The sequence below is a fragment of the Chryseobacterium antibioticum genome, assembly GCF_012927325.1.
In the GTDB taxonomy this organism is placed as follows: domain Bacteria; phylum Bacteroidota; class Bacteroidia; order Flavobacteriales; family Weeksellaceae; genus Chryseobacterium; species Chryseobacterium antibioticum.
Window position 1 is genome coordinate 33018 of the sequence record NZ_JABBGI010000009.1, and the last position, 16868, is coordinate 49885.

The following is a 16868-nucleotide window of genomic DNA, read 5'->3' on the forward strand; positions in this document are numbered from 1 at the left end:
TCATTTTTTAAAATAATTTTGAATTTGCTTTATTATTAAATCTGAATTGTTATCATCCTTTATGTCAATAACCGGTTTGTTGAGCTTCTCTGAGAAAAACTGTAATTTTCCCTGATACTCTTCAGACGAAAGTTTTACTTTTAAAGTAATTCCTTTTTCATGTTTGATGACCCATGGTGTCAGACAGTAGAAAAGAACTTCACAAAAATTATAAGATTTTACCGCAGATGTTGTTCTCTCAATAAAATCGAGGGTATCATCCGGGCTGATTGTACAAATAAGTGCATCCGGATAAAAAGCATTCGTGTAGATCAATTTTTCTGGAAGTTTATTGGCGTATACAGGATATTTGGGAATAATTCCACTTTGAATTCCTGTAATCAGTATATCGGGATTTTTTTTCTGTTTTGAATAATTTTTTAAAGCATTAATCACATGATACCATTCTTCGGCGTCTATATTCACGGAACTTTTATGTCCGAACGGAAATACAGAATCTGCGCCTAAAACAGCACCCTGAGGCTCAGTCGAAATAAAGGAAACGTTATAATTATTGCTCTCAAGAATTTTTTTAATTTTTAACTGAGTCGTAAATTTTCCCTGTCTGCTATTGGTCCCTATGACACATATTGAAGGGATGGTCGCTTCAAAAGAGCAAGAAATATTAGCATATATCTTCTTTTTGATCTTATTGTCAATATGGGTTAAAAAGATATCTCCTTTATAGTCTATATTTTCGTTTTTAATAAGAGTTCTAATAATATCTTTTACCGAATGATCCCACAGAATAAAGTTTTTATTTCTTAGCAAGCATTCTCTGATGAGATTTAGTCCGAACAGCGTGTTCACCTCGTCCTTTAAATCATTAAAGTATCCCGTAATAAGGGTGTCGAATAAAGAGAAGTCATCGTCTTCAAGTTTTTTCTTCAACGGGATATCTCTTGTATTCTTTTCTTTATTAATAATGTTCCTTGGGGTGTCTATAATTAAAGAAATTTCATATTCTGAATGTTCTTTGTTTTCTATAATCGATTGTATTTCCTTCTCATCAAACGGAAACAAAGCTGTTTTTTTTATTTTTTCTGAGGGTTTTAACAGGCTGTCTAATGCTTGAATATCTTCTTTGATATACTCTCTTATGCTTAATAAATTACGGGTTACAGCCGTGTCATGCTTGGTTAAGCTAAAAATACTTTCATCGGAATTTTCTTTTAACCATTTTTTAAGATCCGGAATTGTTTTCCATTCATTTTTTGTATAAGCGTTGCAAACAATTCCTGTGATATGGGCTGTTGCAAGGCTTGTTCCCACACTGAATGCAAAAGAATGATCCGGAACAGCCACTCTCTGAAAGCCTCCTTTGGCTATAATATCAAAGTCGTTATTAAGAACTTTAAACTTTTGTTTTTCTTTTATGTACCCTGTGCCTATTGAAAAGGTATTGGAAAAATTGGCCGGAAAACATTGTTTTGTGGAATCATAATAGTTAGCTGCAAAAATGGGAATTCCTTTTTCGTGGCAGGTATTGACGGCTTTTTGCATTTTCTCAGGGATAATTTCTGAGTTAATGCCCATGCTGATATTGATGATGTTTACATTAGTGTTGATCATCTGAAATATGGCTTCCGTCAGAAGATCTTCTGAAATAAAGCTATTGTGGGAGTCCAGTTTTATAACATATAAGTTACAAGACTCTAAATGAGACTTAATGATAGAGGCTATACCTGTACCATGTCCTTTATGATCACTAAAATCTTCATTTTTTGTAATAATATTACCAAGGGAATCCTTAAATAAGGTAATCCCATTAATAGTACACATTTTAAGTCTTTGATGGGTATAATCTACTCCCGTATCAATAATACCAATAGTCATAAGTCTTTGAAATATTTATTTTGCAGAGTGTCCTGTGTTTTCTAATGTAAATACCTGAGGTCGGGAAATGGTTTCCGGAGAATAAAGCATATTGATATACTGTTCTTTAAGATAATCTTCCAGCTTATATTTCCATGAGCTGCATACCGGGACATTGGCTTTTATGGCTTCGTGAGAGCAGGTAAAAGTATCACAAATAGGCAAAATCTTACAATTGGTGCAGACTTCGTTATGACTGAATCTGTTAAATGAAGAATGTTTTGCGAATTTTTCGGCATTATAACCGTCAAATACTGATGTTGGTGCCTGAGAATCATCATGAATGGTTTCCCAGCATTTATGGATGTATCCGTTAGGATCTATGGTCATACTTATGGGAGATGCCCAAGTGGCACAAGTGGTTTGATAGGTGGGGAGATCCCATTTTAATTTTGATTTTATCTTTAGCTCCGTACGATCACTCCATGAATTAAATCTATTCATGATGTTTTTTCTGAAACTCATTTTAAAATCGAAAAATTCATCCAGATTCATTCTTTTATCAAGCTCTTCCTCTGAAGTATCAATCTCATCATAGGTTCTTAACCATGCCGGGTCAAAAGAAACTTTCTTGAATCTTTGTGGCCAGATACCAAAATCATTCAGATCATCTAAAAACTGGTCTATGGAAGCCGCAACTTCCTTATCTACATTTACCCTTATCAAAAAATTGATTTTTGAATCAAGAGGAACTTTAGAAAGGTTTTCTAAAATAACCTCATAGTTTTTTTTGTTGACCTGTTTTAGAGGTCTTTTTTTGTCGTGAGTTTCCTTGGCTCCATCTATCGTGATCTGTACATTATGTACATTGCAGTCTTCAAGAATTTTTATGTTTTTTTCTGTCAGATAGATACCATTGGTAATGATATTGGAAACATATTTAAGGTTGTATTTTTGGGCAACCTCTGTGAGGCTTATGGTAAGATCCTCTATCGCTTTTACGTTAATGAGAGGTTCACCTCCGTACCAGGTTATGGATAAGGTTTCAATTTTTTTTCCTGATTTTAAAATTAAGTCTTCAATATAATCTTTAATCCCTTTTTTTACTTTGTCATCTTTTAAGGTGTGGTTGGGCTTTACAAATTCAAAACAGTAAGAGCATCCCATATTACAGGTGATAGTAGTGCCAATAGTAAGATTAATGGTCTTGGCAAATTTGTATTGATTCTCATCCGTATAACGGGAGAATAATGTTTTTATATCTTTATCATGATCTATCAAATATTCTTTGTCATATAAATATTTAATAAGTTCATTGTACTTTTCTTTTTCATCATCATATTCAAAGAAAGAATATTGACTTTTTTCTAAGAGAAACTGGCCGCTTTCAAAATTGAGTATTTCCAGTCCGCTTGTAAGAGAATTGTATAATATAATCTGATTTTCTTCTTTAACAGGAATAAGAAAATTGTAAGGATTTGTTTTAAGTTTTAAAATCATAATGATTAGAATTAAAGATTTAACAAGCTAAATATTGGTATTAAAATCAATGATAGAATAATTCGTTGGACCGCTTTTTATAGTCCGTTCCATCATCATAATCCTAATGGAAGCGCGGAGAAGGTTGTGCTATATCCGTTTGAAGAATAGCTTTGCGCATTCTTTCTTACACCCATCAATTAAATAAGTTCTATGTTTTAACAAGAATGAAAAATAAAGAGGCATTTAGCATTGCTAAATGCCTCTGGACCGTCTTAGAATAAGATATCTGTATCTTCTGTAGTATCTCCGCTCCCTTTAGCAGCATTGTAACCACATCCGAAAGACTCGCATAAAGCTTCAACTTCGTTAGACAGCATTGTGTCGATTGGAGTTGGCTTTACTAATTCTGTTTTTTCTAATTCAATTTGTACGTTTTCTACGTTTTCTGGATTGTTAATTTCTGTTTTCATTTTTTAATTTTTGAAATTTGTTAATAATAATTTATGCTTATTTCGAAATAGCCGTTATCAAAACCTTATCCTCATAAGGCTGTAAATCTTTTACATTTTTGATATTCACATGAATATCTGGTTGTATTCCTTTCCCTTCGATACTTTTTCCGTCCAGCATTATTGTACTTCTGCTAAAAGCATTGGTTCTGAATTTAATATTGTTATTTTTTTCTAAAAAAACTTCATACAAAACTGAAAGAGCTCCTGCTGTATTTTCAATCCCCACTATTTTCACCTTTTTTGAATATTTTTTTAAATTATAAGCAATCAATTCAGAAACACAGGATGTATTTTTATTGACGAGAACTCTGATCTCCATTTCTGAGGGGATATTGAAGGCCAGCTTTTTGTCACTCATAATTACCTGATCTACTTGATCTGAAAACTTGTCTTTTAGCTGATAATAGCTAAATTCATCTTTTATAAATAGAGACAGAATTTGTGCGCCTATTAAAAAATCTCCACCACCATTATTACGCAAATCCAAAATCAGTTTTTTTTTGTTTTTGAGCTCTTCTTTACGGGCTATTAATTCGTATAATGATTCTTTATCAATGTGCTTCATCTTCAAATAAGCTATGCTGTCTCCAATAGCTGAAAATTGTGTTTTTTGAATAAAATTTGAAGGTATCTTATACGTATTATGATGAGCATATTCAATTTTTCTCCTCTTTCCATTTAAATCTTCAATCTCTAATTCTGTTTTGGTATCAGGAGCCTTTATTAGCAATTCATTTACCTTCTCATCAGAGATTTTCTTTATACTTTTTCCATCTATCGCAATGATGGTTTCTCCCAAACTCATCTTTTGACCTAAACTATCGTCCAGAATTCCGGAAATTCGATATATACGACCAATTTTATAAATCAGGATTGGGGTATTTTTATTTTTAGACGGGCACTCATTATCTTTTACGGAAAAATGAGGATCGTTAAATTTTATACGAAAATAGGTGTTGAGCTCTGAAACGTAGTTGCACACGCCTTTGGTGGTATCTGTAGGCTTGGTTACTTGCTTATTAATATCTCTTTTAGAATAGAAAGGATAATTTTGCTCTATAACTGTTGTAAGATGATCAAGATTTTCATAAATAGATCTGTTTTTATCTTTTAGTCCAAAATAGAGGGTTCCTTTATTGTCTTCTTCCTTGTCAAATTTCGGATAATAGGTATAGAGCCCATAAGAATCATATGGTATTCCGAGTCTATTTCCAGACAGGGTATTAGGCGTAAATTCTTTTTTATTAATAGTAGTATACCCTAAAAATAAATTTTTTATTTCACAGACAGAATCCTCGTCTTTATCCTTAATTACTTCTATTTCAATACTTCCAATGTCTTCAAAAGGAGCATCAACTTCAGTTATACCATCTTTTGGGAAAAGACTCAGTAAAACAGTTTTACTTTTTTGATCTAGTAAAGTGATCTGTTTTACATTCTTGGTTAGTAATTGAAATTTTATATTTGGTTTTTTATCCGCGTGTCCAATGATTTTCTTGTCTAAAACTATTGTTTTTTGATTAAGTAAATTAATTGTTGGTCCATTTATATTGAATTCATCTACGCTTGGGATATTATAATTAATGTATCCCGATTTAAAATAATATAATGTGTCAACCTTTTTTTCAAGAAAAGCAAAACTATTTTGAGAATACCCAAATGTTGATCTAAATAGGAGTAGAAGTAAAATAAAATTTTTGACCAAAGCATTCATAAAAACAAAATAAAATTGTAATCAACGTAATTGAATTAGTTCCTCAATATCTTAATGAATATCGTATTATTTAGCGCTTTTCATTTCTGCTTTAATATCGATATAGACAAATGTACAAAGTTAATTCATTTACAAGAGATTTTTTTTATTATGTTAAGTCCTCTATTTATGGGCGTCTGTGAATGTTTATTAATTTGTAATTTGAGATTGATAAATCAATTTCATGTGATATAGTTGTTTTTAAGAAATGAAAAGTGGAGTTATTGTTTTTTTTAAATTAAATGAAGTGGGACTCTTTTTTTTAATCTGAAATGGAGGATAGGAATTTTTTCAAAATCTTTTTTATCAAATAATAACAGATCCCATTTAGTAGAGTTATTTAATTTTTTCTGAATATTGTAAAGTTGATTCGGGGTGTTTTAAAATTTATTAAAAAGAGTAAAATGAATCATTTTTTGTGGTTTATCTCAAATAATTTGTCTATCAATTTAATTGAATAAATTTTACTGAATGACTATTTGATGGTCTTATTTTGATCAATAGGAATGGCTGATGTGATGAAGAGGATCATTAAATAATATTTCAATATTTTACTCAATAAATATCAGCAGGAGGCAGGAGTATAATTATATAATATATTAATATAAGAGCTTTTTATTTTTAATCATTATAAATAAAAATGCGATTTTTTGGTCATCGATCCTTCTGTTTGAGTAGTAAAGTCAAAAAAGAAATAATATGGTAGTTATTTATAAAAGATAAGCAGATTGGGGAGGTAGGTTATATTATTTGTAATGAAATATCAGTTATTGAAATTTTATATCGGATATAAATCTTTGAAAATCAAAATAATGTTAGATTTGTGTGTGCCGTATATAAACTTGTTTAGTTTTATTATATTTGAGAAAATCAAAAAGTAAAAATGTTTCTTACTGAATGTCCTAGAGATGCCATGCAGGGTTGGGGAGAGTTTATCCCTACCAGCAAAAAAATAGATTACATCAACTCTCTGATGGAGGTTGGCTTTGATGTATTGGACTGTCTGAGCTTTGTTTCCCCGAAAGCAATTCCACAGATGGCTGATTCTGATGAGGTGGCAGAAAATATTGATACATCTTTATCCAATACCAAAGTTTCCGCAATCATCGGAAATTACAGAGGCGCCGAAAAAGCATTAAAACATCAAAGTGTTGATATTTTAGGTTTTCCGTTCTCTATTTCGGAAACATTCCAGCACAGGAATACCAACAAAAACCAGGAGGAGGCTTTTGATGAGATCATTAAAATGCGTGAACTGGCTAAAAGTGAAGGAAAACAGCTTAATATCTATTTTTCTATGGCTTTTGGGAATCCTTACGGAGAAATGTGGAAGTGGGAAGATGTAGATTTCTGGGCGAAAAGGTTCTCAGAGATTGGAATTAAAGATGTTCTGCTTTCTGATACCACAGGGGTTGCCACTCCTGAAACTATTGCCCTCTTATTCGAAAAAATTCCCCCAAAATACCCGGAGATCAATTTCGGCGGTCATTTCCATAACCGTTACGAAGATTCGTATTCAAAACTGAAAGCGGCTTACGACGAAGGCTGCAGAAGATTCGACAGTGCGATCAAAGGAATCGGGGGCTGTCCTATGGCCAAAGATGATCTGGTAGGAAATATGCCTACAGAACAGGTGATCAATTTTATGAGCGTAGAAAAAGTAGATCATAAACTGAATTTATTGAACTTCGAAAGCTCTTATAATAGAGCGAAGGATATTTTTCATTTTTAATAATGAACATGTAGTAAATTCCCGCAGATTTCACAGAATATACAGGAATTAAATAAGTTAGATAATATAATAATCTGTGTCATCCGTGAAATTGGCGGGAACATAATCAAATAGGAGCGGGTTTTAACCCGCTCTCGTATATTAAAAACTCGATCGGCTTTAGCCAAAACGTATCATTTAACACCAAAATCAACAAAATGTCACCAATCATCTCACCATCCGAACTAAAAAGTGTTTTTCAGAATCCCAATCTCATCATCCTTGATGCCAGAGCAGGAAAAGCTGTGTATCAAACCTATCTTGGTAAGCATATCAAAGGGGCCCGTTTTATCGATCTGGATAAAGATCTGGCCAGTATAGGGGAAGATGCTGCTTTTGGCGGAAGACATCCGCTTCCGGCTGTTGAAAAGTTTGTTGAGACCCTTTCAAAACTCGGTATTTCTGAAAGTTCACATATTGTCATTTATGATGATAAAAACGGAGCCAATGCAGCGGCAAGAGCCTGGTGGATGTTGAAATCTTTCGGATTTGAAAACGTTCAGGTTCTGGATGGCGGACTACAGTCAGCTGAAAAAGAAGGTATAGAATTTTCATCCGGGGAAGAAACCGTTGAAAAATCTTCTGTCATTAAAAAAGAGGAATGGCTTCTGTCTGTTAAAACATTGGAAGATGTTGAAAATGAGCTGTCGAACCATTCTTCAACAGTAATAGATGTAAGAGATGCTTATCGTTATAAAGGTGAGTCTGAACCTATTGATCTGGTGGCGGGACATATTCCGGGAGCGATCAATATTCCTTTTTCTGAAAACCTGGATGAGAACGGAAACTTCCTGAAACCTGACGTGTTAAAAGAAAAATATGCAGAATTTTTAAAAGATCAACCTCAGCATCTTATCATCCATTGCGGATCCGGTGTTACGGCGTGTCATACTATTCTGGCGTTAGACTATGCCGGTTTCCCGATTCCTGATCTTTATGTAGGTTCATGGAGCGAATGGAGCAGGAGGGAAGGAAAAGAGATTGCGAAAGAGATTTAAAGGCTGGAAGCTGGAAGAGGAGGTTGGAAGTTACCATTAGTCATATCATTTCTGATAGTTTGACCTTAATAACTTTCCTCTTTATTCTATGGATTTACCTTATTAAAATAGAAAAACCCGGAAAATTTCCGGGTTTTATGTTATGCTTGATGTAGAAAATGGAGTTTTATATTGGAAAGAGTGATTGTATGAACTCCAAAAACTTCCATCTTTCTTACTCCAATTTAAAGCATTCCTAATTCAAACTTCGCTTCTTCACTCATCATATCCTTGTGCCAGCTAGGTTCGAAAGTAAGTTCTAAGTCTACGCTTTTTACTCCTTCTACTTCTCCTGCCTTGTCTTTAACTTCCTGTGGCAGGGTCTCTGCAACCGGACAGTTTGGAGTAGTAAGGGTCATTATAATTTTTACATCGCCATCTTCGGAGATCTGTACATCATATATAAGGCCTAGTTCGTAAATATCTACCGGAATTTCCGGGTCATATACGGATTTTAATACCTTGATGATTTCCTCACCAATGTCAGCAATTTGATCGTCTGTAAATTTCATTTTTTAATCTAGATTGATATTCCTTTTCAACAAATCTTCCTGACGCATACGCCGGAAAACGTTTGCCAAAGTTAAGACATCTTTTTCACAATAGTCAACAATTCGCTGCAAGTCTTTTTCTATGTAGTAGATTGATGAAACCATTGAACCGTCTATATCATCTTTGGGCGTAGGAATTCCGAAGACATGAGCCAGCAATTCTAGGGAAACAAAACTTTTATAGTCCCCAAATTTCCAAAGCTCCATCGTATCAATATGAGGAATTTCCCATGGCTTTTTCCCAAACATTTGAAACGGAACCGGAGGCTGCATCCCATTAATCAGGAATCGTCTGGCAATCCACGGAAAATCAAATTCTTTTCCGTTGTGGGCGCAGAGAATGATATTATTGAGCCTCGGGCTGTTGAAAAGCTCTCCGAATTCCTGGAGCATCTTTTTTTCATCGTGGCCGGAAAAGCTTTTAATTTTTAAGGTATCATTCTTTTCTGCCATTCCGATCGTGATGCAGATGATCTTTCCAAACTCGGCCATAATGCCTGCACGGTCGTAAAACTCTGCAGCAGTAACATCTTCTTTTCTCTGGAATCTTGTTTTCTTGTCCCAGAGCTTCTGTTCGGTTTCAGGAAGGTCCTCCCATGATCCGGATCCCGGAACGGTCTCAATATCAATAAATAAAACTTTTTCTAATGGAATGTGTTGTATCATATGTGTTTGTGTTTTATCCTACCTGCATTCCGTTTTTCACGGGAAGGGATGGCGTTAAAAGAGTAACCTCTTTTTTGTCTTCACCATAAACGCCCAAAACCAGACATTCGCTGAAGAAATTAGCGATCTGTTTTCTTGGGAAATTGACTACTGCCATGACCTGCTTTCCTACTAATTCTTCTTTCTGATAAAGGGAAGTGATCTGAGCAGCCGAATTTTTAATTCCAAGTTCTCCGAAATCAATTTGAAGTTGGTAAGAAGGGTTTCTAGCTTTCTCAAAATCATTCACGGAAACGATGGTTCCGCATCGGATGTCTATTTTTTCAAAGTCTGTCCAGGATATTTCCGGCTTTATGGTCATGATAATGAATTAATTAAATGTTCCACTTCTGTTTTTTCTACTGCATATTTCTGCTGCAGTTCTGATCCTTCACCCATTCTCCTGTAATATTCGAGTGCCTGGCCTCCAAAGAATTTTTTATAATGATCCGAGAGTTCAGGAATTTGCGGAAATACTTTATGAAAAAGCATTTCAGAATAGGCCTGGAATTCCCTTTCGTTTTTGTCTTCGACCACCTGTCCGGGTGCTTTCTGACGGACATGAAGCATTTCGTGGGCGACCATATTCAGAACGAGGGTCAGATCAAAATCAAATAAATTCTTCGGGATCATTACGGTTTGTGGACCTCCCAATACGCCTTCTGCTGTCAAAAGCATAGAAGTAGGAGAGAGTTCTTCCCTGAATCCAAAACCCGCAAAGTTTTCATGTTCCAGGTCAAAGGAATGGATTAAAAATTTAGTGGCATCCAGAATTTGGTCGTGTTCTTTGTAAGCCTCAAGGTGCAAGTTGATCTGCTCGAAATTCATTCAGAATATGTTTTAAACAAATGTATTAAAATATTTGTAGTGCGGCTTTCTTACAAATAGAATTTTAGATAGGGTTTGTTCTTTCCATCAATTACAAAAGAAGCAGATAATTTATACAAAACGATAAAATAACAAAGAGAAGAAAATCTAATTTAATATCGTTTTTTGAGATTTTTATTTTTTATATCTGGGATGAAAACCATGTCTATCATAATTTCTATATTTTTCCTTCAGCACATAATTAGCCGGATGCAGTGATAGTTTTGAAATATCAATATCCCATAAAGGATCATTTTCATTGACGACCATCAAATTTCTGTCTGATAAATCAAATTTTTCTACAAAACAACAATAGAGCAATTTACTCATTACAACCCGAACATATTTCCCTTCATTACTTAATGTACATGATAGAGAGTACGTTTTTTCACTATTAATGATCAATTTTTGGGATAATATTTTTTCCTGCAAAAACATAATACGTCCTCTTGAAATCCAGCCACTTAACCGTTTTACCCTACCTTTATTAGATAAGACAAATCGAGATTCAAAACCGGAAATGGGAACTGGAACCCAGTACTCTCCAAGAATATCTTTAACTGACAAATTAAAACACGAGGGAGGATTATCTTTGTTGATTATAGGTTTACCCAACTTCTCCCAAAGATACTTATTAAGTGAACCATTTGAGATATCTGAAGTTTTGACCATGTAAAAATCCTCTTTTTTCGGAGGATTATCTCGCAAAAACCATCGAAATGTTCCTGACGTTATAATGGTTTTATTTATAACGTCCATAATGCTTTCGCAAGCAATACCCAATTTTTCTTCCACTGCATATATACTTTCAAAACTAGCAATAAATTCTCCTTCTACAGTATATTGACTGACAGGCTTCATGTAATCAACATGCACGTTTCTTGACCGATCATTGCGAAAAGTAGTAAGACGTTTCTCTTTGACTGAAATTTTCTCTAAGTTACTGCTATGCTTATTAAATACGTTATTATCTTTATAACAAATCATAAAAGATCGATCCTCGATATCAAACTTTTCAACAAAATGATAATACACCAAACGAGCAACAGATCTTGTATATTTACATCCTTCCAAGGATAACCCACAGTGAACATTATAAACATACTCTTTAAGATATTTATTATACTGTCTGGTAAAAAGCAACTTACGGATTCTTTCGGAAACCCAATGCTCTATTCCCAATGATATATGAGAAAGACGACTCAGGCTCTTCACTCTTCCGTAATTCGATATTTCATAATTCTCAAAACCTTCAATCGGCTTCCATTGTTCATCAGGAAGGTTTTCTAAGGAATAATTATAGAGAACATCTTTTACATATTCATCCTCTAGTTCATGTGGTAGTTTCATAAAATAAAATTTATAAAGTACTCATCTATTATTTTATACAATATAATGTGCTTCAAGCTTCTTCCTAATCTATCCAGTCTCCAGACATAAAGTTCATCGCCTTCTCTAAACTGTTCAATCATTTTATCAAGTTCAGGGCGATTCTTTGTTGCTCCCGAAATTTTCTCCTGATAAATTTTTTCACATCCTGCTTTTTCTAGAACTTCAATTTGCAAATCTAAATTTTGGTCTTTGGTTGAAACCCGGGCATACCCAATTTTCATATTTTGTTACATTAAACTCAAAGTTCATAAATTTATGAAACTTTGTTTAATGACATGAGTTTTTGAGAAAAATAAATTAAAAAATAAGGTGTAAAAATTCACACCTTGTAAGATCTCAAAATATTACCATTAAAAGAGCCCAACTAAAAGTCAGGCTCTTCATATAAAGAAAAAAATTGGTTATGGATGCTCGTTTCGGGCTCTTATTACGAGATTAACGAGATCAGAGCCGCCACTCGCAAAGTTTTCACTTGGGTTATGGGCACTTTGGGTAGCCACAGCGTAAGGAGCGCCATCCCAATAGCCCCAGAATGGGCCACCGCTTTGTCCTGGCCAGATATCTGCTTTATGAGTCATACTTTCATTATCATCGGCGCTCCAGAAATCGCCATCTAATGCAATCCCGGTCTGATACGTTGGTCTTTGAGTTCCGGTTAAATCTCCCGGATATCCCGCGTGAGTCCAGTAGGCACCGCCATCCCATGAATCGGAATATGATTTTGCACCCAGCCAGCCTGTGCTGTCTCCGATAGGTCTGTCCAGAACAATTACGACGTAATCATATTGAATTTCTGTAGAATCAATCGTAGGTCCGGCTACTTTGTATTTGTAATAAGTGAGTGTTCCCCATGCACTTCCGTAAGGAGCACTTCCATTATAATACATCGGTGTAAATTTTAACCAGCCCGTGCTGTTGTTAGGCTGCCAGTCTACGATATGGGCACAGGTAAGAAGATGTCTCGGGCCGATCATCACTCCGCTTCCTGAGCCCAATGCGCTTTCTACTCTCCCCACGCATCGCCACGGATACGCAGTAGAATTATATACTTTTCTCTGATCGGGACCAAATATAGTTTTTACCCCTTCTGTGGTTAGGAAAGATTCTCTTTCAATGAATTTTGGTTTACGGTCTTTTTTAGCTTCCAGTTTAGGCAGGTATTCAAAATCTGAATGGGTAGGATAGAAATGATCGGTTTCAAGAACTTTTCCTTCTGCTGCTTTTTCATTGGCAGACATTCCTATTGATTTCATTCCTTTTGGGAAAGACCGTCCGTCGATGGTTTCCATGGCTGGTCCCTGGTTGGTTAGTTTTTCGGTGTTGGTCAGTTTTTCAGCTGATTTTGCTTTAACGGTTTTAAGTCTTGATACTTCTTCCGCCGTCATGGGTTTGTTCGTTTCAGTTTTAGACATGATTATTTAGTTTTTTTAATCAGTTTTTTCCTACTCTTTGGATGGCTTTTCGGATTCCGCCAATGAATTTTTAAGAGAATATTTTTTGAGAAAATTCTGCTGTGATGCTTTCTGTCTGATTGATTTGAGCTGCTCCCATTGCCGCCAATGCCATGGCAGTCTGTTTGTCGAGTGTTTTTCTGACAATATTACCGTTGGTAGCGCGCAGTATTTTACAGAAATGATAGGTGAAATAGCCTCTTATCTGGCCACTCATATTTCCTTCCATAGACACCTGATTGTCCTTACATGCAGCCCATAACGTATGATTCATTCCGGCAATCGGAACTAGGGCTTTCGTCATGGTCATTGCCTTTTTAGAATTTTTGGAGGCCTGCATTTCGCTTGCGTAGGTCATATAAAATTCATCTTCAAGCATCGGTGGAATGAAACGGGGTGTTTCATAAGAGAGCTCTAAGTCCAGTCCCAGATCCATTTTTCTGGTTCCGGTTCCCGAATGACAGCAGTCGAAGATAACCTCCAGATTAACGCCTGCTTTCAGTTTGCTGAGTACCGCTTTGAAATCATCATCACGGATAACGCCAGCACTTGCATAATCATGAGGACAAATAGCTTCGTCCAGACCATCTATTTCCAGATCTGCTCCAATATTAGCGACTCTTGTTCCGTGCCCGGAATAATAGAAGACCAATGAATCTCCTTTTACACTGCTGTTGACCAGGGATTTAAGATAATTTAATATGTTGGCTCTCGTTGCATTCTGATTCGTTAGAATTTTGATTTTGGCAGGATCAAAACCGCAAATGACCAAGGTGTTGGCCATATCCCGTGCATCATTGATGCAGCCGTTTAAATCCGGTCCACCTGATCCAATAGGTGCGTAGTCGTTGATTCCTACTACTAGTGCTTTTTTCATTTCGATTAGTTTTTTAAATTTTCCCTACTCTGTTTCGGCTTTTCGGGTTCGGCCTTCATGGATTAGTTTTACAGGACAAAATTCCATTATTAAATAGCACCAAAACAGAGGTAAGAGCCTAATTATGTGGTAGGTAAAACACCTTTTCTGAGGTTTGAATAAGTTTTTAACTGCGGATTTGCACGGATGATTGATGCTTCCAGGTATTGGTGAATAAAATTCATTTTAACGCAAAGGTTATTTAGGAAGTGGATGATTTTCAGGAAGGCAAAGAATTCGACTGCGTCGCTGATGAAGCTGGTGGATAAACGTGAGCTTAGTTGAATCAATGAAATTGATTCCTTCTTTGCTCTCCTTATACTATACGGTATTAGAATAGAACTTTACGTCAAAAAAATAAGCATTCTGTCTTTGCAACTGAACCATTTTATGGGCGATACCAATGAAGGGAAAAACGAAAAAATCCGATAGATTGTAAAAATCTACCGGATGAATGATTGAGTTATAATGGTTTTGGACTATAATGATTTAAGCGGAAAACCAGATCAGTACAGATCATGTTTTAAGGCAAAAAGAACGAGGCCGACCCTGTTTTTAATTTCCAGTTTGGTGAAAACAGAATCTCTGTAGCCATCGATAGTTTTGGGGCTCAGGAACATTTTATCGGCTATTTCTTTATAGGTAAGCTCGCTGCAGGCCCATTTTATAAATTCTTTTTCCCGTTCCTTTAATTCGGAAAGGAGAGAAGCGGTCTTGATATCTTCTGTTTTGACTTTCAATAATTTCTGGGCGACAAAATCAGTATAAAAACTTCCTTTGTCGAATACCGTATCAATTGCCTGAAACAGAATGGAGGGCTGCATGTCTTTCAGCAGATAGCCTTTTGCCCCTGCCTTCAGCATTTTGATCAATACTTTTTCATCATCTTCCATGGTAAGGGCAATGACCTTAATGTTGGGATGATGCTCGGTGAGCCATTCTGTGGTTTCTATACCGTTCTTGTAGGGCATATTGATATCCATCAGTACTACAGCCGGTAATTCTGAGGCCTTTTCCAGCGCGGCAATAAAATCTTCTCCATTAGGATGATTCATGATCACGCTGTATTGAGGGTTTTCCATGATCATATTTTCCAATGCTTTAGACATTAAAGTATGATCATCTACAATGGCTATGGGAATCGTTTTCATGTGATGTGTTTGTAATAGGTTATTGAGGTCTGTGTTCCTTTATCAAGTTCCGACTGTATGGAAAATTCTGCGTGAATCAGCTTGGCTCTCAGTTCCATATTTTTCAATCCAGAACCGTCCTGTATTTTGGTGGTATTGAAGCCTTTTCCGTTATCAGAAATATTAATATGTAAAGTTTCCTGATCATCATCCAGCCGGATCGTTACATTTTTGGCTCTGGAATGTTTTAAGATATTATTAATGCTTTCCTGAATGATCCGGAAGAGAATCAAACCGTGTTTGGGAGAAATATCAATATCCTGTTTTTGGGTGATGAAGTCTATCTTTAATAATTTCAGCTTCTGTATTCTTTTTACTTCTCTTTCTATGGATTCCGTTAACCCGAAATGAATGATCTGTTCGGTAATCAATGTTTTAGATAAGTTCCGGATATCCTGTATGCATTCGCCCAACAGTTCGCTCAGCTCGTTGAGTTCTTCTTTTTCTGTGTTTTTCAGCTTGGAAATGAGCTGATTTTGCCTTAGGCGCACCACCGAAAGTTTTTGTCCCACATCATCATGCAGTTCCTGACCTATATAATTCAAAGTCTGCTCCTTGATTTCTACCTGTGAAGTAGCCAGCTCTTTTTCAAACCGCATGTCTTTTTCTTTTTGAGCGATCAGAAGCGTGGTTTTCTTTTTGATAAAGACCACATAGATGAAGATCATCGTCAAAACGACAATAAGTAAGGTAATCGTAAAAGTAATGACCAAATTATTTTCTTCCATACTTCAATGGATAATTAGCTGGGTTTTTCCTGTTTATTCAATATTAAGCCTAACAGGAGTATTCCGTTACTGATGATATTCAACATAAATAGAATGAAAAAATAAATATGTTCTGAAACCGTGGTCCTGAAATAAAAGATCGGAATACTTCCTATAAAAAGGATCAGCAGGGCGACCGATACCCAAAAAGGGAAATAGTTATTGAGATCCAATATTTTATCCGAGTTAAATGTTTGATATAAAAATAAAATAATGGAAAACATCAGCAAAAGAATATCGGTATACAGTATGTTAAATGAAAAATGATGCAGGAGATCATCTTTTATACAAAACATCACCACAATATTAATGACAAAGAGGATTAGCAAGATGAACTGTATTTTTTTAAGAACAGGCAGATACAATAATCGGTAGTAATACAGCAAATACAGAAAAAAGGCGATCACTAAAAACCCAATCACATAAAACATTTCGGTAGATTGATTGGTAGCCTTGAAATAAAAATAGCAGAAAATATCGATTATTGAAAGCAATCCGTATCCAACGATAAAAAATAAATTTTCTCTTCCGATTTTCCTGGATTTAATGATCATCAGGACCATCACTACAACGGGGATGGTCATGGATATCTGTTTCCCGATTTCTATGTTCCAGTTCAT

Annotated in this window: 17 protein-coding genes; 2 read left to right on the forward strand and 15 right to left on the reverse strand. The window is 35.4% G+C overall.

All coding sequences use genetic code 11. From position 1 onward, the window contains the following. From HHL23_RS08360 to HHL23_RS08375, 4 genes are all read right to left on the reverse strand, one after another. Complete coding sequence (locus HHL23_RS08360; protein ID WP_169234357.1) at positions 1 to 1875, reverse strand: S8 family peptidase; 1875 nt, start codon at positions 1873 to 1875, stop codon at positions 1 to 3. Between the two features lie 15 nt (positions 1876 to 1890). Further along, a complete protein-coding gene (locus HHL23_RS08365) occupies positions 1891 to 3354 on the reverse strand; it encodes a radical SAM/SPASM domain-containing protein (RefSeq protein WP_169234358.1) in 1464 nt (487 codons plus the stop codon). Between the two features lie 254 nt (positions 3355 to 3608). Then, complete coding sequence (locus tag HHL23_RS08370; protein ID WP_169234359.1) at positions 3609 to 3806, reverse strand: FlmA family RiPP peptide; 198 nt, start codon at positions 3804 to 3806, stop codon at positions 3609 to 3611. Positions 3807 to 3843: 37 nt separating this feature from the next. Continuing rightward, positions 3844 to 5562, reverse strand: coding sequence for a S41 family peptidase (locus HHL23_RS08375; RefSeq protein WP_169234360.1), 1719 nt, complete (start codon positions 5560 to 5562; stop codon positions 3844 to 3846). Between the two features lie 922 nt (positions 5563 to 6484). Here HHL23_RS08375 and HHL23_RS08380 point away from each other — a divergent pair. Beyond that, a complete protein-coding gene (locus tag HHL23_RS08380) occupies positions 6485 to 7333 on the forward strand; it encodes a hydroxymethylglutaryl-CoA lyase (protein WP_169234361.1) in 849 nt (282 codons plus the stop codon). Positions 7334 to 7530: 197 nt separating this feature from the next. Next, positions 7531 to 8370 carry a sulfurtransferase gene (locus tag HHL23_RS08385; protein WP_169234362.1) on the forward strand — a complete coding sequence of 280 codons (840 nt, stop codon included), beginning with the start codon at positions 7531 to 7533 and terminating at the stop codon, positions 8368 to 8370. Positions 8371 to 8594: 224 nt separating this feature from the next. Here the strand turns inward: HHL23_RS08385 and HHL23_RS08390 are convergent, their stop codons facing one another. The 11 genes from HHL23_RS08390 to HHL23_RS08440 form a co-directional block, all read right to left on the reverse strand. After that, complete coding sequence (locus tag HHL23_RS08390; protein ID WP_169234363.1) at positions 8595 to 8921, reverse strand: SUF system Fe-S cluster assembly protein; 327 nt, start codon at positions 8919 to 8921, stop codon at positions 8595 to 8597. Positions 8922 to 8924: 3 nt separating this feature from the next. Then, positions 8925 to 9626, reverse strand: a complete 702-nt coding sequence (locus HHL23_RS08395) for a 3'-5' exonuclease (protein ID WP_169234364.1) — start codon at positions 9624 to 9626, stop codon at positions 8925 to 8927. A gap of 13 nt (positions 9627 to 9639) precedes the next feature. After that, on the reverse strand, positions 9640 to 9987 hold the full coding sequence (locus HHL23_RS08400) for a tRNA-binding protein (RefSeq protein WP_169234365.1): 348 nt from the start codon (positions 9985 to 9987) through the stop codon (positions 9640 to 9642). Then, positions 9984 to 10493, reverse strand: coding sequence for a hypothetical protein (locus HHL23_RS08405; RefSeq protein ID WP_169234366.1), 510 nt, complete (start codon positions 10491 to 10493; stop codon positions 9984 to 9986). Before HHL23_RS08405 ends, HHL23_RS08400 begins: the two co-directional genes overlap by 4 nt. Positions 10494 to 10667: 174 nt before the next feature. After that, positions 10668 to 11882, reverse strand: coding sequence for an NUMOD4 domain-containing protein (locus tag HHL23_RS08410; protein ID WP_169234367.1), 1215 nt, complete (start codon positions 11880 to 11882; stop codon positions 10668 to 10670). Beyond that, a complete protein-coding gene (locus HHL23_RS08415; RefSeq protein ID WP_169234368.1) occupies positions 11879 to 12145 on the reverse strand; it encodes a recombinase family protein in 267 nt (88 codons plus the stop codon). The genes HHL23_RS08410 and HHL23_RS08415 overlap by 4 nt, the downstream gene beginning before the upstream one ends. A gap of 180 nt (positions 12146 to 12325) precedes the next feature. Continuing rightward, positions 12326 to 13336, reverse strand: a complete 1011-nt coding sequence (locus HHL23_RS08420) for a trypsin-like serine peptidase (protein ID WP_169234369.1) — start codon at positions 13334 to 13336, stop codon at positions 12326 to 12328. A gap of 70 nt (positions 13337 to 13406) precedes the next feature. Next, positions 13407 to 14252 (reverse strand): caspase family protein, encoded by an 846-nt coding sequence (locus HHL23_RS08425; RefSeq protein ID WP_169234370.1) that lies wholly within the window; start codon positions 14250 to 14252, stop codon positions 13407 to 13409. A 545-nt stretch (positions 14253 to 14797) separates the two neighbouring features. Beyond that, positions 14798 to 15442 (reverse strand): response regulator transcription factor, encoded by a 645-nt coding sequence (locus tag HHL23_RS08430; protein ID WP_169234371.1) that lies wholly within the window; start codon positions 15440 to 15442, stop codon positions 14798 to 14800. Then, entirely contained in the window at positions 15439 to 16209 is a 771-nt protein-coding gene (locus tag HHL23_RS08435) for a sensor histidine kinase (RefSeq protein ID WP_169234372.1), read from the reverse strand. The genes HHL23_RS08430 and HHL23_RS08435 overlap by 4 nt, the downstream gene beginning before the upstream one ends. Before the next feature lie 14 nt (positions 16210 to 16223). Continuing rightward, on the reverse strand, positions 16224 to 16868 hold the full coding sequence (locus HHL23_RS08440) for a hypothetical protein (RefSeq protein WP_169234373.1): 645 nt from the start codon (positions 16866 to 16868) through the stop codon (positions 16224 to 16226).